At 64.5% G+C, this 19,290-nt stretch carries 18 protein-coding genes; 8 read left to right on the top strand and 10 right to left on the bottom strand.

The window, feature by feature from the left end; translation table 11 throughout:
- Nucleotides 1-11: 11 nt before the first annotated feature.
- A complete protein-coding gene (locus P0R31_RS18285; RefSeq protein WP_275515315.1) occupies nt 12-965 on the bottom strand; it encodes a LysR family transcriptional regulator in 954 nt (317 codons plus the stop codon).
- Between the two features lie 79 nt (nt 966-1,044).
- On the opposite strand from P0R31_RS18285, the gene P0R31_RS18290 reads away from it, so the two are divergent.
- On the top strand, nt 1,045-1,620 hold the full coding sequence (locus P0R31_RS18290) for a YybH family protein (RefSeq protein ID WP_275515316.1): 576 nt from the start codon (nt 1,045-1,047) through the stop codon (nt 1,618-1,620).
- Between the two features lie 109 nt (nt 1,621-1,729).
- On the opposite strand, the gene P0R31_RS18295 is transcribed toward P0R31_RS18290, so the two are convergent.
- From P0R31_RS18295 to P0R31_RS18310, 4 genes are all read right to left on the bottom strand, one after another.
- Nucleotides 1,730-2,707 (bottom strand): Bug family tripartite tricarboxylate transporter substrate binding protein, encoded by a 978-nt coding sequence (locus P0R31_RS18295; protein ID WP_275515317.1) that lies wholly within the window; start codon nt 2,705-2,707, stop codon nt 1,730-1,732.
- Between the two features lie 84 nt (nt 2,708-2,791).
- Nucleotides 2,792-3,637, bottom strand: a complete 846-nt coding sequence (locus P0R31_RS18300) for a fumarylacetoacetate hydrolase family protein (protein ID WP_275515318.1) — start codon at nt 3,635-3,637, stop codon at nt 2,792-2,794.
- Nucleotides 3,634-5,262 carry a bifunctional 3-(3-hydroxy-phenyl)propionate/3-hydroxycinnamic acid hydroxylase gene (locus tag P0R31_RS18305; RefSeq protein ID WP_275515319.1) on the bottom strand — a complete coding sequence of 543 codons (1,629 nt, stop codon included), beginning with the start codon at nt 5,260-5,262 and terminating at the stop codon, nt 3,634-3,636. Before P0R31_RS18305 ends, P0R31_RS18300 begins: the two co-directional genes overlap by 4 nt.
- Nucleotides 5,259-6,158 (bottom strand): VOC family protein, encoded by a 900-nt coding sequence (locus P0R31_RS18310; protein WP_275515320.1) that lies wholly within the window; start codon nt 6,156-6,158, stop codon nt 5,259-5,261. Before P0R31_RS18310 ends, P0R31_RS18305 begins: the two co-directional genes overlap by 4 nt.
- A 140-nt stretch (nt 6,159-6,298) precedes the next feature.
- On the opposite strand from P0R31_RS18310, the gene P0R31_RS18315 reads away from it, so the two are divergent.
- Nucleotides 6,299-6,991 (top strand): GntR family transcriptional regulator, encoded by a 693-nt coding sequence (locus tag P0R31_RS18315; protein ID WP_275515562.1) that lies wholly within the window; start codon nt 6,299-6,301, stop codon nt 6,989-6,991.
- A gap of 29 nt (nt 6,992-7,020) precedes the next feature.
- Here P0R31_RS18315 and P0R31_RS18320 read toward each other — a convergent pair whose 3' ends face one another.
- Together P0R31_RS18320 and P0R31_RS18325 are read right to left on the bottom strand one after the other, a co-directional pair.
- Entirely contained in the window at nt 7,021-7,428 is a 408-nt protein-coding gene (locus P0R31_RS18320; protein WP_275515322.1) for a hypothetical protein, read from the bottom strand.
- Nucleotides 7,429-7,489: 61 nt separating this feature from the next.
- Complete coding sequence (locus P0R31_RS18325; RefSeq protein ID WP_271544156.1) at nt 7,490-7,657, bottom strand: hypothetical protein; 168 nt, start codon at nt 7,655-7,657, stop codon at nt 7,490-7,492.
- Nucleotides 7,658-8,039: 382 nt separating this feature from the next.
- On the opposite strand from P0R31_RS18325, the gene P0R31_RS18330 reads away from it, so the two are divergent.
- Genes P0R31_RS18330 through P0R31_RS18340 form a run of 3 tightly spaced genes read left to right on the top strand, consistent with a single transcriptional unit; the run spans nt 8,040 to nt 11,566 of the window.
- Nucleotides 8,040-8,993: a sugar-binding protein gene (locus tag P0R31_RS18330; protein WP_275515323.1), complete on the top strand. Its 954-nt coding sequence runs from the start codon at nt 8,040-8,042 to the stop codon at nt 8,991-8,993.
- Between the two features lie 33 nt (nt 8,994-9,026).
- The gene (locus P0R31_RS18335; protein ID WP_275515324.1) at nt 9,027-10,544 is read left to right on the top strand and encodes a sugar ABC transporter ATP-binding protein; all 1,518 of its coding nucleotides are present in this window, start codon (nt 9,027-9,029) and stop codon (nt 10,542-10,544) included.
- Nucleotides 10,541-11,566, top strand: a complete 1,026-nt coding sequence (locus P0R31_RS18340) for an ABC transporter permease (RefSeq protein ID WP_275515325.1) — start codon at nt 10,541-10,543, stop codon at nt 11,564-11,566. The genes P0R31_RS18335 and P0R31_RS18340 overlap by 4 nt, the downstream gene beginning before the upstream one ends.
- 4 nt (nt 11,567-11,570) lie before the next feature.
- On the opposite strand, the gene P0R31_RS18345 is transcribed toward P0R31_RS18340, so the two are convergent.
- Together P0R31_RS18345 and P0R31_RS18350 are read right to left on the bottom strand one after the other, a co-directional pair.
- A complete protein-coding gene (locus P0R31_RS18345; protein WP_275515326.1) occupies nt 11,571-14,042 on the bottom strand; it encodes a TonB-dependent receptor in 2,472 nt (823 codons plus the stop codon).
- A gap of 163 nt (nt 14,043-14,205) precedes the next feature.
- The gene (locus P0R31_RS18350; RefSeq protein ID WP_275515327.1) at nt 14,206-15,558 is read right to left on the bottom strand and encodes a histidine kinase; all 1,353 of its coding nucleotides are present in this window, start codon (nt 15,556-15,558) and stop codon (nt 14,206-14,208) included.
- A 204-nt stretch (nt 15,559-15,762) separates the two neighbouring features.
- On the opposite strand from P0R31_RS18350, the gene P0R31_RS18355 reads away from it, so the two are divergent.
- Nucleotides 15,763-16,383, top strand: coding sequence for a response regulator (locus tag P0R31_RS18355; RefSeq protein WP_036007891.1), 621 nt, complete (start codon nt 15,763-15,765; stop codon nt 16,381-16,383).
- 67 nt (nt 16,384-16,450) lie between these two features.
- Complete coding sequence (gene fghA / locus P0R31_RS18360) at nt 16,451-17,296, top strand: S-formylglutathione hydrolase (RefSeq protein ID WP_275515328.1); 846 nt, start codon at nt 16,451-16,453, stop codon at nt 17,294-17,296.
- 179 nt (nt 17,297-17,475) lie between these two features.
- On the opposite strand, the gene P0R31_RS18365 is transcribed toward fghA, so the two are convergent.
- Nucleotides 17,476-18,045 (bottom strand): DUF3280 domain-containing protein, encoded by a 570-nt coding sequence (locus P0R31_RS18365; RefSeq protein ID WP_275515329.1) that lies wholly within the window; start codon nt 18,043-18,045, stop codon nt 17,476-17,478.
- A 60-nt stretch (nt 18,046-18,105) separates the two neighbouring features.
- Here P0R31_RS18365 and P0R31_RS18370 point away from each other — a divergent pair, with 60 nt between their 5' ends.
- Nucleotides 18,106-19,287, top strand: a complete 1,182-nt coding sequence (locus P0R31_RS18370; RefSeq protein ID WP_275515330.1) for an ABC transporter substrate-binding protein — start codon at nt 18,106-18,108, stop codon at nt 19,285-19,287.
- Nucleotides 19,288-19,290 lie beyond the last annotated feature (3 nt).

Consider the following 19,290-nt stretch of genomic DNA (forward strand, 5'->3'; position numbering starts at 1 on the left):
GCGGGTGGATTCTAGCGTCGACTTGCTCCAATTGAACCGACCAAGACCTGCATCAGCCATTCAATGCCGGCGTCTCGCATCGCCGCCTTGGTTGCGATGGCCCGAATCGTGTCCGGCTTGCGCGCGAAAGGCAGCTCGACGGATACCAAGCCGAAACGGCGCGCGTGGTGCTCCACCAATCGGCGCGGCAAGGCCGCGATCAGGTCAGACCCGGACAGCTGGGCAAGCGCCATCATGAAATTCGGGACCGTCAACGCGATGCGGCGTTGGAGGCCGCGCTTGGCCAACATCTCATCGACGAAACCGCGCGGTTCCCCACTGAGAGAGACCAGCAGATGTTGCGATTGCGCGAAGGCCGCATGAGTTGGCGCCTTTGACAAGCGATGTCCCTTGCGCATGGCCAGCACAAACTCCTCCTCGTAAAGGCTGCGCGCCTCGAACCGCGGTGATACCGAAGGCAGCGGCAACATTGCGACGTCCAGCTCGCGTCTTTCCAGCATGTCGAGGCATTGCTGCCAAGGCTCTCCGATCGCGCCGTCGCGTGGCGCGGGCATCAGGTGGATCAACCCGATGTCTATGTGCGGCGCGGCTGCCGCAATCGATCGCAACAGCGGACCGATAGCTGAGACCAGCACCGCATCGGGTGCGCCAATGGTGAACCTGCGGCTGCTCTTTTCGGGGTCGAACGGCGTAGCCGCGCCGAACAGCTGTTCGACGCGCGCGATGATCTCGGCCACGGGCTCCACCAGCTCCAAGGCCCTTGCCGTTGGAACGACGCCCTTCGGTGTCCGCAGAAATAGCGGATCGTTCAGCAGAAGTCGGAGCCGGCCGAGCGCATGGCTGACGGCTGACGGTGTCAGGCTCAACCGAGCGGCCGCACGCCCGACATGGCGCTCTTCCAGAACCACGCGGAAGAGCACCAGAAGATTCAGATCAATCCTGGATAGATCAATTTGGTTCAGCATATTGCTGAAATCATATCGTTGGATTCATTGAGATCAAGGCTTCATGCATTGGGCTCGTCGTTCGATCAGGAGCTGAGAAATGACCAAGAAACCGTCCGGGCTGAACAGGTGGCCATTCGAGCAGGAAAAGATATCGCGGCGCTCGATGATGGCCGCTACCGCAGCGATTCCATTGTCCGGTCAGCTTTCGGCCGGTGCGGCCGCGGGGAGCGAGCCGATAGCGGGCCTCGTCGAACGCGCCCGCGAGAAGAATGCCGCCTTCATGCGTGGCGATATGGATCGCTGGTTCCAGCTTGTCCGCATCGCGCCCGATTTCACGCTGATGCAGCCTTTCGGCGGGCCCACGAGTCGAGGATTCGACGCTAGCCCCCAGCGTCTGGCTGCCCTATCCCGATACTTCAGGGAAGGCGAAACCGAACTCGAGGTGTTGCAAACTTATGCATCGGACGCGCTCGTCGCTCTCGTCATGGTCGAGCGCCAGCGCGCCGAGGTAGGCGGGTTGCCGGCTCAAGACTGGTCGCTGCGCGTGACCGAAGTCTACCGCAAGGACGGCACGGATTGGCAACTCGTGCACCGTCATGCCGATCCACTGGTCCGAAGCATCACCTTGAAACAGGCGGCGATACTCGCCCGGGGCTGGCCGGAGGAAGAATGACGAGGCGCCGCAGATGAGCTCGGAGCTGACGCGAGATCTTGTCCGACATGTGATGCGGCCCCCGCCGATGGTTGTTGCAGCCGTACAATGACGCCGGCTCCGGAAGCGCCTATTCAGGCTCGATGCCGAGCCCCTGGATGATCCTGCCGGACGAGGCGAGCTGGTCATCGAGGAAGCGCTTGGCGCCTGCGGCCGTGGCGGCATCGCCGACGCGGACGTCGAAGCCGAGACTCGGCGCGCGCTCGCGCACGTCGGACGATTCCAGGGCGCGCGCAATCTCGGCGCTCACTTTCGCGACGATGTCGGCGGGAGTACCGGCCGGGGCCATGAACATGAACCAGCCCTGGAGATCGACACTTTGCAGCATCTCCGCAATGGCGGGAACATCCGGCAGGGAGTCGATCCGTTTGGAACCTGCCACCGCAACCGGTCGCAGCGTACCCGCCTTGATGAAGGCCTCGGCGATCGAGGCCGATTGGATCGTCACCTGGATACGGCCCGAGATGGCGTCCTGTACCGCATTCGTGGTCGTGTTGTAGGGAATGAGTACAAAACCGGTTCCGGCGCTCTTGTTAATGGCTTGAGCGATCAAGCCCGAGAGATTGCGTGCACCGTCGACGGCGAGGCTCAACGAACCCGGCGCCGATTTTTCGAGCTTGATCAATTCCGGCAGGGTCTTGGCCTTCACCTCGGGATTAACGAGAAGGACGTGGTTGCTCTTGGCCACCATCGCGACCGGCACGAAGTCCTTGATGGGATCGTAGGGAAGCTTCTTGAACGTGTAGGGATTGGTGACGAGCGCTGCCGATGTGGCGAACAGGAATGTGTAGCCGTCCGGAGCCGCACGGGCGACCGCCTGCGTGCCAACGAGGTTTGCGGCGCCCGGACGGTTCTCGACGACGAACTGCTGCCCGAAGGTCCGCGAGAGCTTTTCGGTGATGAGGCGACACATCACGTCAGGGCTGTTGCCCGCCGGCTGCGGCACGACGACGGTCACCGGCCGCTGCGGCCATGACTGCGCGAGGGCCGGAAGAGAGCAGCAAAGCGCAGCGCCGGCGAGCAGCAGACGACGGGACAATCCGGACATGGGTGTTCCTCCCTGGAGATCCCGCTTTGCGGGGCTTTATTGGTCGTTCGCGCGCCGCGGCCGTGGCCGGCGGCAGTCGCTGGATCAGGTTTCGTCTGTGACGACGTTCCTGAGCACGCCGAGCCGTTCGACCTCGACCTCGACGACATCGCCAGGCTTCATCCAGAGCGGCGGCTCGCGCCGCGCTCCGACGCCCCCCGGCGTTCCACTGACGATGACGTCCCCGGGCTCCAGCCGCGTAAACGTGGAGCAATATTCGATCTGGCGCGGGATATCGAAGATCATCTGCTTGATCAGCGCTTCCTGCATGACTTGCCCGTTGAGGCGGGTCTGGAGCTTGAGCTCGCCGAGCGGACCGAGCTCGTCCGGGGTCATCATCCAGGGCCCGAACGCGCCGGTATCCGGAAAATTCTTGCCCGGAGTGAATTGATGGGTGTGACGCTGGAAATCGCGAATGCTGCCGTCATTGTAGCAGGAATAGCCCGCGACATGGCCCATGGCCTCCGCTCGGGAGATGTAACGTCCCGCCTTGCCGATGACGACCGCGAGCTCGCCTTCGAAATCGAGATGGGTCGAGACGCGCGGGCGCACGATCGGCTGCAAGTGTCCAGTCTGGCTGTTGGCGTAGCGCGAGAAGATGGTGGGATGATCGACCTCGGCGCGGCCTGTCTCCTTGCGGTGCGTCTCGTAGTTCAGGCCCACGCACAGGATCTTGTCAGGGTTCGGGATGACCGGCAGCCAGGTGACATTCGAGATCGGAACGCCCGCGGCGGAGGTCTTCGCGTCCGCAACGCCGGCGAAGGCGGCGCCGATGGCGGCCTTGACATCGGCATAGCGCGCCTTGAGCGTAGCTCCGACATCGAGAAAGCTTTCGCCTTCGACGATGCCCCAGGTGGTACGGCCGTCAACCGCTACGCTGGCTAGTTTCACGACGTTCTCTCCATCATCTGGTGGGGAATATGGTCTTGCTCGGCGGGGGCGTCGCGACGCAGCATGTCGATCTCGCGCAGGAGATCACCGAGCCCGGAAGCATTGCGCGCCGTGCCGAAGACGTAATGGTCGGGTCGCACGACCGCGGCGACGACACCGTGGTGATCGAACCAACTCGCGAGCACGCCCTCGGTCTCTTCGAGCGCATTTGGCAGACCCGCGCCGGCAGGCGCAACTGCCGCCCCCGATACGTCCGTGTGCGCGGCACAGAGCGAGAGCATGGAAGCGGCATCATCGCTGCGGCCGTCGATCAACACGCGCCAGCCGGTCCCGGTCACATGGTCGAGCAAGCGAGCGGTACGGCCGCTCGCGATGCGGGGCTGCGGAAACAGCGTGCCGCGCGCCGGCATCTCGTCCTCGTGATGCGACAAACATCCTGCGCGGAGCGGCGGAATGATTTCCTGCCGCGTCAAACGCTGCGGCTTGCCGCCCCCCTCAGCCAGGATTTGCGCATCGCGCCGCCGGGCGGCTGCCGGATCGCGCTCGCATACCGACTGGCCGATGGCCTTGATCTTGCCGGTCAGCTCGATGACGTGCTGCTTGCGTTCGAGCCCATAGCTGTCGAGCAGGCGGTCGGAGGAGACGCCTTTGAGCACGTGATCCAGCTTCCAGACGAGGTTCGTGGCGTCGCGCAGGCCCTGGCACATGCCCTGACCGATAAAGGGAGGCTGCTGGTGCGCGGCATCGCCGGCGATCAGGATCCTGCCGTTGCGCCACTCTGCGGCAACGAGGGCGTGGAAGCGATAGGAGGCTGCCCGCCACAATTCCCCGTCGTGTGGCATGAGCCAGGGCGCGAGCAGCTTCCAGACGTTTTCGGGCCGCTCCATCTGCCGCGCGTCTTCACCCGGCAGCAGCATGATCTCCCAGCGGCGATGGTTCTTCGGGCCGATCAGGAAGCTCACGGGGCGCGCCGGATTGCAGAATTGCGCGGAGCATTGCGGCAGGCGTGCAAGAGTGTCTTCGTTCACACGGACGTCGACCACCAGCCAGGGTTCATCGAAGATGAGGTCCTCGAGCGCGAGACCTGCGATCTGACGCACTGTGCTCGATGCGCCGTCGCAGCCGAGCACGTAGCGCGATGTCACGGAGCGGTTCCGTCCATCGCTGTTCTTCAGGCATGCTTCGACGCGATCGGGCGCTTGCACAAGATCGAGCAGCTCGACGCCGAGCTCGGCGCGCACATTGGAAAAACCGGTCGCGTGGCGGCGCAGCTCGGCCTCGACGGCCGGCTGGCTGAACACCATGCTCGGCGTGTAGCCGAGTGGATAGGGCCTCGCGACCATGTCGATGCGCCGGATCAATTGGCCGTCGACGCCAAAATGCTCCGATGCGGTGAACGGCTCGACATAGGGCGAGATTGCATCTGCAAGGCCCATATTGTCGAGGTGACGGAAAATCTCGTGATCGAGCGCGATCGCGCGCGGCTTGTCGTAGACGTCGGTGAGCCTGTCGATGACGAGGATGCGATGACCGAGGCGGCCGAGCAGGCCTGCAGCAACGGCGCCGGTCGGACCAAAGCCGATGACGAGCACGTCGCAATCGAGGGCGCCAGCCGTATCCGTCATGCGCGAGCCATTGCGAAGGGAACGGCGAGCTGGGCCGCTTTACAGGCTTCCGATTTCGGCGGGGCTATGCCCCATTGATCGGTCCGTCCCGGAGGCCAGACCCAGTCGCTCGGGCCCTTCGCGACGTAGCTGTCGTCGATCTGCAAGACTTCGGCTGTGTATTCGATCACGGCACCTGTCGGATCGACGAAATAGGCGAACACGTTGTCGCCCGGACCGTGGCGGCCGACGCCCCAGCCGATCGGATAGCCATGATCGATCATGCGGCCGGAGCCGCGCATCACGGATTCCAGATCAGGCATCAGGAAAGCCACGTGATTGAGGCCGTTGCGAGGGGCCTCCGCCAGCACGATCGCGTGGTGATCGCTGTTGCAGCACAGGAAGGCCATCAGCTTTGACCGATCCGACAGCCGGAATCCCAAGGTCTCCTGGTAGAAGGCGGCGAGCTTTTCGATGTTGGCGCTGTTGATGTTGACATGCGCCAGCCGCTCGGGGCGGTCGGCGATTACGTGCGCCTGTTTGGTGCGATCACCATGCACGAACTCGATGACGCATCCCTGCGCTTCGCGGACCGCGAAACTCGTCCCGCCCGACGGCGCAGGCGACGGCGCGGGCGAGCTGATCACCTCGCAGCCGGCTTGCCGCGTACGCGCGAACAGGCGGTGCAGATCATCGTGCGAGCGGACGCGAAAGCTGATCTTGCGGAGCGATGTCGCCTCGCCCGGCGTGAGCTCGAGCACGTGGAAGTCGCTGCCCGTCGCGGCAAGGTAGACGGTGTCGCCCGCCTCCGCGGCGACGTCGAGGCCCCAAACCTTGCTGTAGAACTCGACCGAGCCGGCAAGCTGCGGCGTCGTGATTTCGACGCTGCGCAGGGCCGTCACCGGAAAGGCGGGCATTGGGTGTGTCCCCTGACAAGGAAGCCACGAACATCACCCACCTTAATATGTACAAAACATCTCGTAAAGCAAAAATTTATAAATATCGGCGTCGATACGTGCTAATATACATAAGTACCCGGAGAATCTGATGGATGCCGATGAGCAACGACGGCCAAAGGGGTGACCAGCCGGCGACGCTGGCGACCACGATCTACGCGCGCCTCAAGGCCGACATCCTGACGACGCGGCTGGAGCCCGGACGGAAGCTCCAATCGCGCTTCCTGATGGAGCAGTACAATGTGGGGCAGACCCCGCTGCGCGAGGCGCTCAACCGACTGACCACGGAAGAGTTCGTCGTCGGCATGGAGCAGCGCGGCTTCTATGTGAAGGACGTTAGCAAGGAAGAGCTCCAGGAACTGACCAAGACGCGATGCTGGGTCGAGGGTCTGGCGCTTCGCGAGTCCATGCAGAATGCGACCCAGACCTGGGAAGAGGCTCTGCTGGTTGCGCATCACCGGCTCGATCGCACGCCGCGTTCGCTCAAGCCCGACACATTCGAGGACAATCCGGATTGGGAAAAGGTGCATCGCGCCTTCCACACAACGCTGATCGGACTTTGCGGCTCACGGCCGCTGCTCGGTTTCTGCGAGCAACTCGCCGACCGGCTCTATCGCTATCGCATGATGTCGATCGCAAAGGCCTATCCTGCGCGCAAGGTCGGTGCCGAGCACAGCGATATCTTGCAGGCGGTTCTCGCCAAGGACAGCGTGCAGGCCGTGCGCCTGCTTCAGCAGCATTATCAGCGCACGGCCGACGTCATCTATTCCGATCTCGACGGATTGCTGGCGTAGCTTCGTCTCGGGAACGTGGCGCTCCTCGTTCAGCGCGAGCGCTTCGGCAATTTCGGCAGCTTGTCGGGATTGAATGCCGGCATCTGCCCTGGTGGTTCAGATGCGGGCGGCTGCTTTTCCGTCAGGATGAGCGTTCCGTGGAGGATCATGCCCGGCGCCTGAGGTGCCGTCGCGGTGTAGGTCGCGATCTTGCCAGGGCAGCTTCCTTCGATCGTCAACGTCAGCTCATCATCGTTGCCGAACACGGTGGCGCGTCCGTCGGTGTGACGCTTGGTCAATACGGTTGCGGTGAAGCGATCTCCATCGACCTGACAGGTGCCGTGATAGGTCATCAGGCTGTCACGGCCCCAGATCTGGCCGTCTGCGACATGGACGATCCCGGTACCCTGGTCGATCGGCGTCTTGTACCACGCCGCGTAGGTGCCGTCCTTCAGCATGGGAGCAGCCTCCCCTGGTATTCCCACGGCGACAATTGCCATCATTAGCGCCAACAAACGGTTAATGACCGGGCCCGTGCCAATCCGGTCTTTGCTTGCGCAGCTCGGCCTCGAGCTCCTCGATGATGCTGTGAAGCAGACACGCTGCAAGCGGATCGGTCACCTCGCGCTCCAGATGCCGGTACCGCGCAATCTGGAATTCCTGCTCTCTCAACTGGCGCTCTGTCATCAGACTTGCCCTCCGGCGAACCGACGCGGACACGGCCGGAGAGTTTCGTTACAATTTTCAGATCATTTGCGATGGTTTCCAGTCGGTTAAAGCCGCGGCCGGCTTGCGGATTGCCCGAAAAGGCTGCCGTGGGACCGGCGACACCAGCCTGAGCGCGGCGGTTGACGTCCAGACCGTTGCTTCCAATTGCGTGCGCGGCGAGCTTCTGGTAGCTTGAGGTACGTGCCTCATTTCACCTCGCCGGCCGGGTCGGTGACCCGCCTCTGCCGCAACGATGCGGGTAGCGGCTGATGCCGCGCCGCTGGGGGTGAGGCATGCGCCCAATCTGGGCTCAAGCAGAGTTGGCCATCGAAAACGGCCGACCGCCTTAGGGGAGGATGATATGCAGCGTCTCTTGGTTGCAGGTGTGTCCGTTGCCTTCGCGATCGCAACGGGGGTCGGCCCGGCCGATGCGGCGGACAAGAAGGTTCTGGCCTTCGTCGTCAATGGCGCGTCCGACTTCTGGAAGATCGCCGAGGCCGGGATGAAGAAGGCGCAGGGCGAGCTGCCCAACTACGAGCTCCAGTTCAAATATCCGGAACAGGCTGCGGCCGCCGTGCAGCAGCGCGTGATGGACGACCTCGTCGCCGCCGGTGCCGCCGGCATCATGGTCAGCGCGGTCGATCCGAAGAACCAGACCGAGCACCTCAACAAGGTGGCGTCCCAGACGGTGCTGTTCACCACCGATAGCGACGCGCCGCAATCCAAGCGCGTGGCCTATATCGGCTCCTCCAACACCGACCTCGGCAAGGAGGCAGGAAAGCTGATGGTCAAGGCCCTGCCGAACGGCGGCAAATGCGTCGGCTTCGTCGGCCTGCCCGGCGCCGACAATGCGCGCGAACGCATCGAAGGCGTGAAGGAGACGATCAAGGGCTCGAAGGTCGAGCTCGTCGACGTTCGCGGCGACGAGATCGACCAGACCCGCGCCAAGCGCAACGTCGAGGACATCCTCGCCGCCATGCCCGATGTGAGCTGTCTCGTCGGCTTCTACTCCTACAACACGCCGCGGATCTACGAGGTGCTCAAGGAGGCCGGCAAGCTCGACAAGATCAAGATCATCGGCTTCGACGAGGATCCGATCACGCTCGGCGGCGTCAAGGAGGGCAGCATCGTCGGCACGGTGGTGCAGCAGCCGTTCGAATGGGGCTATCAGGGCATGAAGCTAATGGCGAACTACATCGGCGGCAACAAGTCCGGCATTCCGGCCAACGGTATCATCATCGTGCCCGGCAAGGTCATCGAAAAGGCGAATGTCGATGAGTTCATGGCCTCGATGAAGCAGATGCTGAAGAAATAGGAGAGATCCGCGCTGCCCGCCGCGCAGCCTGCCATGCCAGAACCGTTTCTCGAACTGGTCGACATCAGCAAGAGCTATCCAGGCGTGGTCGCCCTCGACCACGTCGGTCTCCAGGTGTCGCCCGGCGAGGTCGTTGCGCTGATCGGCGAGAACGGCGCCGGCAAGTCGACGCTGATGCGCGTGCTTGGCGGGGTCGTGGAGCCCAGCGGCGGCTTCATCCGTGTCGACGGCGCCGCGCGATCTTCGCTCACCGTGGCGGATGCGATCAAGGCGGGCATCGCCTTCGTCCATCAGGAACTGAACCTGTTCGACAATCTCGATGTCGCCGGCAACGTCTTCATCGGCCGCGAGCCCGTGCACGGCGGACCCTTGCGGCTGATCGACCGCAAACGGATGTATGCCGATGTCACGCCGCTGCTGGAGCGGCTGGGCTGCGATTTCGCGGCCGATGCGCCGCTCGCCGACCTGTCGCTGGCGCAGCGCCAGCTCGTCGAGATCATGAAGGCGCTTTCGCTCGATGCTCGTCTCGTCATCATGGACGAGCCGACCTCGAGCCTGACGCTCACCGAGACGGACCGCCTGATGCGCACCGTGGCCGGCCTGAAAGCCCACGGCGTCAGCATCATCTTCATCACGCATCGGCTCAACGAGGTGATGCAGTGCGCCGACCGCGCGGTCGTGCTGCGCGACGGGCGCGTGGTCGGCGCGCTGACGCGTGCGGAGCTCTCTCCGGCGGCGATGATCCGCTTGATGATCGGCCGCGACCTGAAATCGCTCTACGTTCCGCCGGCCGCGCCGCCCGGCGACAGCGTGCTGGAGATCGTCGATGCCGTCACCGACACCTATCCCGGCCGCGCCGTGAGCCTGTCGGTCCGCCGCGGCGAGATCCTCGGGCTTGCCGGTCTCGTCGGGTCCGGCCGCACGGAGCTCGCCCGCGCCGTCTTCGGCATCGACCCGTTGCGTGGCGGCGCGATACGGCTCGATGGCGAGCCGATCCGCATCGCAAGCCCGCGTGCCGCCATCGAGCAGGGCATCTATCTCGTTCCGGAGGACCGCAAGGGCGCCGGCCTGCTGCTCGACGTCTCGATCACCGAAAACATCTCGCTGCCGGATCTGGCTTCCTATATGCGCTTCTGGCTGGTGGATACCGCGCGCGAGAACGAGAATGCGGTGCGTCAGCGGGAGCGCCTCAACATCCGCGCGCCCGACGTCAAGACCTCCGTCGGCTCTCTGTCGGGAGGCAACCAGCAGAAGGTCGTGCTCGCCAAATGGCTGTCGATGCGGCCGAAGGTGCTGATTGTCGACGAGCCGACGCGCGGGGTCGACGTCGGAGCCAAGCAGGAAATCTACGGCATGCTGCGCCGCCTGACCGATGCCGGGGTGGCGATCCTGATGATCTCCAGCGACATGGAGGAGGTGATCGGGGTCAGCGACCGGCTCGCGGTGATGCATGAAGGCGCGATCTCGGGCTTCCTTGATCGCAACCAGTTCAGCGAGCACAATGTGCTGCAGCTTGCCGTCGGCCACACAATCGAGGCGGAGGGACCTTGAGCAAGAAAGACCTGAGCCTTCTCGTTCTGATTCTGGTCGTCGGGACCGTTGTCGCCCTGATCAATCCGAGATTCCTGTTCGTCGGCAATCTCTCGAACACCGCCAACCAGATCGGGTTGTTCGGCATCTTTTCCATCGCCGAGGCCTTCATCATCATCATCGGCGGGATCGAGCTGTCGGTCGGTTCGGTGATCGCACTGCTGGGCGTCCTGTTCATCGACCTCATCGTCAATCACGACGTCAACTGGGTCGTAGCCCTCATGATGATCGTCGCGGCCGGGCTTGTGATCGGCCTCATTCATGGCACGCTGGTGACCAGGATGCGGATCCAGGCTTTCGTGGTCACGCTGTGCGGCCTCCTGATCTACCGCGGCGCGGCGCGCTATTACACCGAGGACGCGACGGCGGGCTTCGGCTTCGGCGCGAGCTTTCCGATGTTGGAATGGCTGGCGGCCGGCCGCACCAACGTGCTCGGCTTCCCGCTGCCGCACAGCGTGGTGGCGCTCGCCGTGGTGGCCGTGATCGCCTGGGTGGTGCTTCACCGCTCGGTGTTCGGCCGCTACCTCCTTGCCGTCGGCAAGAACGAGGAAGCGGCACGCTACTCCGGCATTCGCACCAACCGCGTGATCATCTCGGCCTATGTCATCTGTGGCGGGCTGACTGCGTTTTCGGCGATCCTGATCGCGATGTACACCCGTTCGATTTCGCCGGCGGTGCACGGCTCGTTCTACGAGCTCTACGCCATCGCCGCCGCCGTGCTCGGCGGCTGCTCCTTGCGCGGCGGCGAGGGCTCGATCATCGGCGTCGTGCTCGGCACCGTGCTGCTCCAGGTGTTGCAGAATCTCGTCAACCTGCTGGGCATTCCGAGTTCGCTCAATTTCGCGGTGATGGGAACGGTGATCCTGGTCGGCGTGCTCGGCGATCAATATCTGGTGCAGCGACGCCAACGCGCGGGAGTGGCCAAAGGCCGGGAGCAGGCGAGCGTCGCGGCGGCTCCGCTCGAGCGGGTGAAGGTGGAGTGAAAATCTAGAACGTCACCCGCAACCCCGCGTAGAACGCGCGCGGCCTTGCCGGGCTCAGCGAGCGCGGGTCGACGAAATCCGCGCCGCCATTGGTGAAGTTGGGCAAGGCGTCGCGGTCGAAGAACTGGCCGTAGGTCACGTAACGCTTGTCGAAGATGTTGTCGACGCGGCCGTAGAGCTGGACGTTCTTCGCGACCTGATACGAGGTGTGGAGATTGAACACCGTGTAGGATGGCAGCTTCGCGAATTGGTTTGACTCGTCGCCGACCAGATACTGGCTGGAGACGAAGAGCGCGTTGCCGCCGACCTTCCAAACGTCGGTCACGGCATAGTCGACGCCGACCTTGACGCGGTGGCGCGGGACTGCCGGGATCTGGTTGCCGGGCCTGACCTGGATGGTCTCGGAGGTGTCATCGGCAAACGGGCTTTCCGAGCCGAGCTCGAGCGGATCAAGGAAGCGCGCATCGACGAAGGCGTAGCTCGCCTGGAATTGCAGCGTGGGCGACTTGATGTTGACCTCGGCCTCGAGCCCCTGCCGGCGGGTCCGGCCTACGTTCGAGAAATAGCCGAAGCCGGTCCGGCCAACGACCGGAACCGCCATGATGTCGTCGTGGTTGGTGGCGCGAAAGCCGCCGATCTTCCAACCGAGCGTGCCGATGTTCAACTCCTTGGTGCCACGGAAACCGGCCTCCACGGTCTTGGAGACGACCTGCTTCAACGGTGGATCCGCAACCAGGAAGGCGGCGATGAGACAAGGCCTGGCGGGATCGGCGCAGCCGAGCTCGAGCGGTGTCGGCACGCGGTTGGCCTCGGAATAGCCGGCATAAGCGGTCAATTCCGGCGTGATCCTGTAGGTGCCGCCGATGATCGGATTGAAACGCGTGAATGTGTGATCGCCGTTGAGCGCAGTCCCGAGCTGATCTTCCAACGTGATCCGCGCCGCGTTGAAGCGGCCACCGCCCGTGATGGCGAAGGCGTCCGTGACGTTGAACGTATCCATCGCATAAAGGCCGTTGTACTGATTGACGGTCCGCAGCGAGACGGGGCCGGCGACGGGGTCCGCCACCGGAGTCGGTCCCAGGAAAACGCCGCTGCCGCTGACGACGTAATTCTCTCCCATCGAGCCGATTTCGGAGGAGGCGTTGTAGCGCGTGACGCTGGCGTCATAGGTTGCGCCCACCACGAAGCGGTTGTCATGGCCGAACAACTGGTCGGTGTTGGTGGCCTGCCCCGACACGCCGAACGTGGTCGAGCGGATCGAGCCGCGGTCGATCGCGCCGAGGATCGTTCCCGGCGCAAATGGGTTGGCAAGCTGCACGCCGCCCGCGCCGAAGGCGGGTGAAGTGTCGTCGCCAAAGCAGAGCAGCGCCGGATCTGCAGCGCACTCCTCCACGTCGGTCGGGTTGCCGTCGACCACCTTTTGCTCGTACCTGCGCACACGCGCGGTGCCTTCGAGCGTCCAGGTCGGCGTCGCATCGACCTTGCCGGTCAGGTTGAGATAGCCGACGCGATTGGAGGTAGTCTGCGGCGTGGTGTAGGTCGCGCCCCAATATCTGTCGAGCAGCTCGGCCGGGACGGTGGCGCTGGCGCCGAAATCATTCTTGGCCACGCCCATATTGGCGTGGAATTCGCTGTCGCCGCCCTTGTAGCCGACATCGCCGTAGAAGCGCCGCACCGTCGATTGGGAAAAATTGCGGAAGCCGTTGTCGCGCAGGCCTTCGAGCGCACCGTAGACGGCGAAGTTCTGGTCGACCTGCTTGCCCCATTGCGCCGAGCCCTGGATGCGGCCGAACGATCCGCCCATGAGGTCGAGCTCGGCGCCCTGATAGGTGAAGCCGTCCTTCATTCGCAGGTTGATCGCGCCGCCGAGCGCATTGAGGCCGAAGGCCGGGTTGTTGGTCACCAGCGTCACCGACCTGATCGCGGCGGTGGGGATCAGGTCCCAATTGACGGCATCCGAGAATGCCTCGTTGATGCGGACGCCGTTCTGGTACACCGCAAGGCCTTGTGGCGTGCCGGTCACGGGCGAAGCGACGAAGCCGCGGAATTCGACATCGGGCTGGAACGGATTGCCGGTGACCTCGCTGATGTTGACGCCGGCGATGTTGTCACGCAGCGCGTCCGTGACGTTCAGCGAACCGGTGCGCCTGATCTGGTTGGCATCGACGGCATTGATCGCCGACGGGACCTTGTCGACATCGAGACCCCGGCCGATGCCCGGCGAGGTCGGATAGACGTAAAGGCGCGTCCTCGGGGCGGCAGATCCCGGCGCCCCTATCCGCGCGACAGGTCGCGACGGCGCCGCGCGTCGCGTTACCGGCGGTGGTGCGGTCACCTCGACCGGGGGCAGGTTCTGGACGTTGGTCTCCTCGTCCGGCGCGGCCCCGGCAGGGGTCGCATAGACCAAGCCCGATACCAGCCCGGTCGACACCGAAGCCATCAACAAACCACGCTTGAACGAAACAACCTTGCCCATCCCCGCCTTCCCATCCGTGGCCATCGGCTGTTTTGATGTTCCGCCGATTGGTCGGAACCAGTTTATTCGGCCGCAATGGAGGCGCCAGCCACAAAAGGTCGGGTCCAACCCGCACCCATTTTCCCGACCAAAACGGGAATTTTTCCCGATCGTTCGGGTGCGATCAGGTGGCGGCTGTGGGCACCAGCGCTTCCACGGTCACACCGCCCTCACCTGAGACCACATTGAGTGTGCCGCCGAGCGCCAGAATCCGCTCGCGCATGCCGACGAGGCCGAAGCCGAGCTTCTGCCCCGGCTCCATGCCGCGGCCGTTGTCGCTGACCCGCACGCGGGCGCAGCAGCGGCCGCCGGCCTGCTCGACCGGCTCGATGACGACACGGACCGTGGTCGCGCCGGCGTGGCGGAACACGTTGGTGAGCGCCTCCTGCACGATGCGGTAGATGGTGAGATCGGCGGTCTCGCCGGTGGGGCCCAGCGCCGGCGAGATCGAAGTCTGGATCGCAACGTCGGGACGCGACTCCCGCCACAACCGCGACAGGGATTCGAGCGCTTGGCGCAGGCCGAGCTCGGCAAGGCCCACGGGCCGAAGACGCTCCAGCACGCGGCGATTGAACTGCTGGAGTGCATTGATCTGCTCCAGCATGGCGCTGCCATGTTTGCGCACGGCATCCGCACTCGGCTCGCGTCCGTCCGCCTGCTTCGCCAGCGCGCTCGCATGTGCGCGCAGCGAGAACAGATAGGGCCCGAACTCGTCATGCAATTCGCGCGCGATCTCCTTGCGCTCGATGTCCTGCAGCGACACCGCACGCTCGGCGAGGCGCCGCTTGTCCTCGACCGCTTCACCAAGCGTCGCGGCAAGATGGTTGAGCCTGGTGCAGATCGCCGCGAGCTCCGGCGCGCCGCCCGGCGCGACACGGGCCTCGTAATGTCCGCTTTCGAGCTTCCCCATGGCGTCCGCCAGCGACTGCAACGGTGCCAGGGCACGGCCGACCACCTTCATCATCAGGAGGAACAGCGCGAGCGCGATCACCGAGCCGACCTCGAGCTGGGTCACGATGCCGTCCCAGATCTCGGCGATCTCGTCGTCGGGATGCGAGGTGATCACGAGCGAGCCGGGTTTGCCGCGGATCGAGACCGGCACGCTGACCGCGGTCTGCTCGGGATGGACCAGGCTGACGAACCAGGCCGGGGGGGCACGCGTGTCGACATCGGAGCCAAGCCGGCGGTGCGTCAGCGGGTTCCCACCGGAATCGTGCAGCGCAATGCTGACATGGCGCAGACGGCTGAGATCGCGGGCGATCTGGTTCAGCCTGGCATCCGGATCGGGCGCCTCGTTGAGATCGGCAACGATCATCTCGATGAATTCGCGCGCGAGGCGGATCACGCTCTGGTCCTCGGCCTGCACGCGCGGGCCGGCCTCGGCGATCTGGCGGCCGATATTGACCGCGAGCCCCAGCGCCAGCAGCAGCGCCAGCAAGAGATTGATGCGCCCGCGCAAGGAAAGATTCTGCCACATTGGTCTCGCTCGTGCCTCGCGAAGGGTCGGGCCTGCCTGTCCGACGACGTTGACAGAGGCGAACCGCCCGATATCTAATCGGAAGCGTACAGCAATCCCGGCCGGGTTGCATGAGGCGACACGAGACGCGCGTCTTGTCTGGTCAGCCTCGTGCGGCGCAGAACAGGCAAGCTCCAAGGGAACGGGCTGTCGCGGGGAACGCCTATGCGCATTCTGATCGTCGACGATCATCCCATCGTCGCCTCCGGCTGCCGTGCCGTGCTGGCCGACGAAGGCGAGATCGAAATCCTGGAGGCCGCCGACGCCGAGGACGGCGAGTGCGTCTTCATCGTCGAACGTCCCGACCTCTGCATCATCGACATCAATTTGCCGACCGTCTCCGGCTTCGAGCTCGCGCGCCGCATCCTCGAGCGCGCGCCCGAGGCGCGCATCATCATGTTCAGCATGAATGACGACCCCGCCTTCGCCGCGCGCGCGATCGAGTGCGGCGCCAAGGGCTATGTCTCCAAGACCGGCGACCCCGACGACCTCGTCGAGGCAATCCGCGCCGTCGGGAGCGGCGGCACCTATCTTCCGACCGCGATCGCGCGCAGCATCGCCTTCGCCGGACCGACGCTGGCGCAAAACCCGCTGTCGAAGCTGAACGCGCGCGAGATGGAGATCCTGCGGCTGCTCAGCGCCGGCAAGAGCCTGTCCGAGATCGCGTGGCTGGTGCAATCGTCCTACAAGACGGTGGCCAATACCTCGTCCATCATGCGCCAGAAGCTCGGGGTGAAGACCTCGGTCGAGCTGGTACGGCTGGCGATCGACAGCGGCGTCGCCTGACCACGCACGATTTGGTCACACAAGCGTTGCAATCTTGATGTGGTGAGATGCCACGGAGTCCTTGGGCATGACGATTCAGACTGTCTCGACCAACAAATCCTATGGCGGCGTGCAGGGCGTCTACCGCCATGCCAGCCAGGCGACCGGGACCGACATGGTGTTCTCGGTCTATGTCCCGCCGCATGCGGACGGCGCCAAGCTGCCCGTGGTCTGGTACCTCTCCGGCCTTACCTGCACGCATGCCAACGTCACCGAGAAGGGCGAATTCCGCAAGGCCTGCGCCGAGCTCGGCCTTGTCTTCGTCGCGCCCGACACCTCACCGCGTGGACCCGACGTGCCGGGCGATGCCAACAACGCCTATGATTTTGGCATCGGGGCCGGCTTCTATGTGGACGCCACGCAAGAGCCGTTCGCGCGCAATTATCGCATGTGGAGCTACGTCACGGACGAGCTGCCGAAGCTGGTCGCGGAGAGCTTTCCGGTCGATGCCAGGCGGCAATCGGTGATGGGGCATTCGATGGGCGGCCACGGCGCGTTGACGGTAGCGCTGCGCAACCCGCACCGCTTTCGCGCAGCCAGCGCCTTTGCCCCGATCGTGGCGCCCTCGCTCGTGCCCTGGGGCATCAAGGCGCTGACCGGCTATCTCGGACCGAACAAGGAGGCCTGGCGCAATCACGACACGGTGGCGCTGATCGAGGACGGCGCGAAATTCTCCGGCTTCCTGGTCGACGTCGGCGAGGCCGACAATTTCCTGAAGGAGCAGCTCAGGCCGGAGCTGCTCGAGGCCGCCTGCGCCAAGGCGGGTATTCCGCTGACGCTGCGGCGCCAGGCGGGCTACGACCACAGCTATTATTTCATCTCGACCTTCATGAGCGATCACCTGCACTGGCATGCGGAGAGGCTGAAGGCGTGACTACTTTCTTCCTTCCCTTGTGGGAGAAGGTGGCGCGAAGCGCCGGATGAGGGGTATCTATCTGCTCACACCACTGTTCGTGCGGATAGATACCCCTCACCCGGCTTCGCTTTGCGAAGCCACCCTCTCCCGCAAGGAGAGAGGGTGCACCGCCGTCGCGGTGAGTTGTTCCCATCCTACTACGGCTTGCCGTAATTCGGCGCCAGCAGGCGGTTGCGGATGAGATAGCTCATCGTGCGCGACCAGGATTCATCCGTGTTGCCGCGCATGTCGGCGCTGGCGACCGTGATCATGTTGCCGGTCTTCACGTCGCGCAGATAGATGTTGAGATTGATGATCAGGTTCGAGACCTTTTGCACGAGGCCCGTGATCTCCAGATCGGCGCCGAGTTGCCCGGCGAGCTTGAGGTCGCAGCCGCCGCAGGCCTGCAGGTTCGCGCGACGGGCGGCCTCCCGTACCGGCGCGATGTCGAGCACCTGGAACTTGCCCGACTCTGCCAATTCCCTGCGCAGCTGCTCGCTGATGCGCACGAGCCGCGCCTCTTCCGGCTTGGAGCCGTAGAACTCGCCGGGCAGGCTGGTGTCGATCAGCTCGAAATCGAACACCGCGAGCTTCGGCGGGTCGGCGAGCGCGGCCGAGCCCGTCAACAGCAAAGCTGAAATCGCCAACAACGCTCGCATGATCGTGATGCCCGGCTTCGCGCGTGCGGGGACGAAATGCGGGGTTGCATGGCCTGACAAATTGGTCATGCTTGAAGCAGAGACAATTCTTCACCGGCGGTCAAGCCGGGGAGATCGTCTGGAGGAAACATGATCCGATGGTTGGCCGGCCTGATCGGCTTTGGTCTTGCCGCGACGAGCGCGCTTGCGGCCGATCCAATCACGATCGGCGTCGGCTATCTCGGAATCGCCGGTAACCGATCGACGCTGTCGCTGGCCGAGCAGCCTGCCGAGAACGACGGCCTCGCCGGCGCGCGCCTTGCCATCGAGGACAACAACACCACCGGGAAATTCACCGGCCAGCGCTTCACGCTGGAGGAGCGCCGCATCAGGGAAGGCGAGGACGTGGCGCAGGCTGCGACCGCGCTCGCCGAGAAGAACGGCTTCATCGTCGCCGACTTGCCCGCTGATGCGCTCTTGAAGGTCGCGGACGCCCTGCGCGACCGCGGCACGCTGCTGTTCAACGCCGGCGCGATCGACGAGCGGCTGCGCGAGACCGATTGCCGCGCCAACGTCATCCACACCGCGCCGACGCGCGCGATGCTGGCGGATGCGCTCGGCCAATATCTGGTGTGGAAGAAATGGTCGCGCTGGCTGCTGGTGGTCGGCTCGCACGACGAGGACAAGCTGTTCGCCGATGCTATCAGGCGTACGGCAGCGCGGTTCGGGGCCAAGATCGTGCAGGAGCGGACGTTCGAGGACAAGGGCGGCGCGCGGCGCACCGATAGCGGCGTGACGCAGATCCAGCGCCAGATCCCCGTCTTCACGCAGCAGGCACCGGCCCATGACGTGCTGGTCGCCGCCGACGAGAGCGAGGTGTTCGGCGCCTATCTGCCCTATCGCACCTGGGATCCGCGCCCGGTCGCGGGCTCGGCCGGCCTCGTGCCGCGCAGCTGGGACGCCTCACTGGATCAGTGGGGCGCGATCCAGATGCAGAACCGCTTCATCAAGTTGAATTCGCGGCGGATGACCGCACGCGACATGCAGGCCTGGACCGCCGTGCGCATGATCGGCGAAGCCACCTCGCGCACCAATTCCGGCGAGGTCAGGAAGGTCACCGATTTCATCAAGGGCCCGGATTTCTCGGTCGCCGCCTTCAAGGGTACGCGGCTGACCTTGCGCGACTGGAACCTGCAGCTGCGCCAGCCGATCCTCTTGGCCGACGGCCGCATGGTGGTGTCGGTGTCGCCGCAGGAAGGATTCCTGCACCAGGTCTCCGAGCTCGACACGCTCGGCTACGATCGTCCGGAGAGCAAATGCAAGCTGAAATGAGGA

Origin of the sequence: Bradyrhizobium yuanmingense, assembly GCF_029167105.1 — a bacterium.
Taxonomy (GTDB): Bacteria; Pseudomonadota; Alphaproteobacteria; order Rhizobiales; family Xanthobacteraceae; genus Bradyrhizobium; species Bradyrhizobium yuanmingense_A.

Excerpts from the sequence above, each read along its gene's own strand:
- P0R31_RS18310 (WP_275515320.1), bottom strand. The coding sequence starts at position 6,158 with ATGCCCGCCTTTCCGGTGACGGCCCTGCGCAGCGTCGAAATCACGACG.
- P0R31_RS18345 (WP_275515326.1), bottom strand. The coding sequence starts at position 14,042 with ATGGGCAAGGTTGTTTCGTTCAAGCGTGGTTTGTTGATGGCTTCGGTG.
- P0R31_RS18355 (WP_036007891.1), top strand. The coding sequence starts at position 15,763 with ATGCGCATTCTGATCGTCGACGATCATCCCATCGTCGCCTCCGGCTGC.
- P0R31_RS18320 (WP_275515322.1), bottom strand. The coding sequence starts at position 7,428 with ATGCTGAAGGACGGCACCTACGCGGCGTGGTACAAGACGCCGATCGAC.
- P0R31_RS18290 (WP_275515316.1), top strand. The coding sequence starts at position 1,045 with ATGACCAAGAAACCGTCCGGGCTGAACAGGTGGCCATTCGAGCAGGAA.
- P0R31_RS18315 (WP_275515562.1), top strand. The coding sequence starts at position 6,299 with ATGAGCAACGACGGCCAAAGGGGTGACCAGCCGGCGACGCTGGCGACC.
- fghA (WP_275515328.1), top strand. The coding sequence starts at position 16,451 with ATGACGATTCAGACTGTCTCGACCAACAAATCCTATGGCGGCGTGCAG.
- P0R31_RS18285 (WP_275515315.1), bottom strand. The coding sequence starts at position 965 with ATGCTGAACCAAATTGATCTATCCAGGATTGATCTGAATCTTCTGGTG.
- P0R31_RS18325 (WP_271544156.1), bottom strand. The coding sequence starts at position 7,657 with ATGACAGAGCGCCAGTTGAGAGAGCAGGAATTCCAGATTGCGCGGTAC.
- P0R31_RS18305 (WP_275515319.1), bottom strand. The coding sequence starts at position 5,262 with ATGACGGATACGGCTGGCGCCCTCGATTGCGACGTGCTCGTCATCGGC.
- P0R31_RS18365 (WP_275515329.1), bottom strand. The coding sequence starts at position 18,045 with ATGACCAATTTGTCAGGCCATGCAACCCCGCATTTCGTCCCCGCACGC.
- P0R31_RS18370 (WP_275515330.1), top strand. The coding sequence starts at position 18,106 with ATGATCCGATGGTTGGCCGGCCTGATCGGCTTTGGTCTTGCCGCGACG.
- P0R31_RS18335 (WP_275515324.1), top strand. The coding sequence starts at position 9,027 with ATGCCAGAACCGTTTCTCGAACTGGTCGACATCAGCAAGAGCTATCCA.
- P0R31_RS18350 (WP_275515327.1), bottom strand. The coding sequence starts at position 15,558 with ATGTGGCAGAATCTTTCCTTGCGCGGGCGCATCAATCTCTTGCTGGCG.
- P0R31_RS18295 (WP_275515317.1), bottom strand. The coding sequence starts at position 2,707 with ATGTCCGGATTGTCCCGTCGTCTGCTGCTCGCCGGCGCTGCGCTTTGC.
- P0R31_RS18330 (WP_275515323.1), top strand. The coding sequence starts at position 8,040 with ATGCAGCGTCTCTTGGTTGCAGGTGTGTCCGTTGCCTTCGCGATCGCA.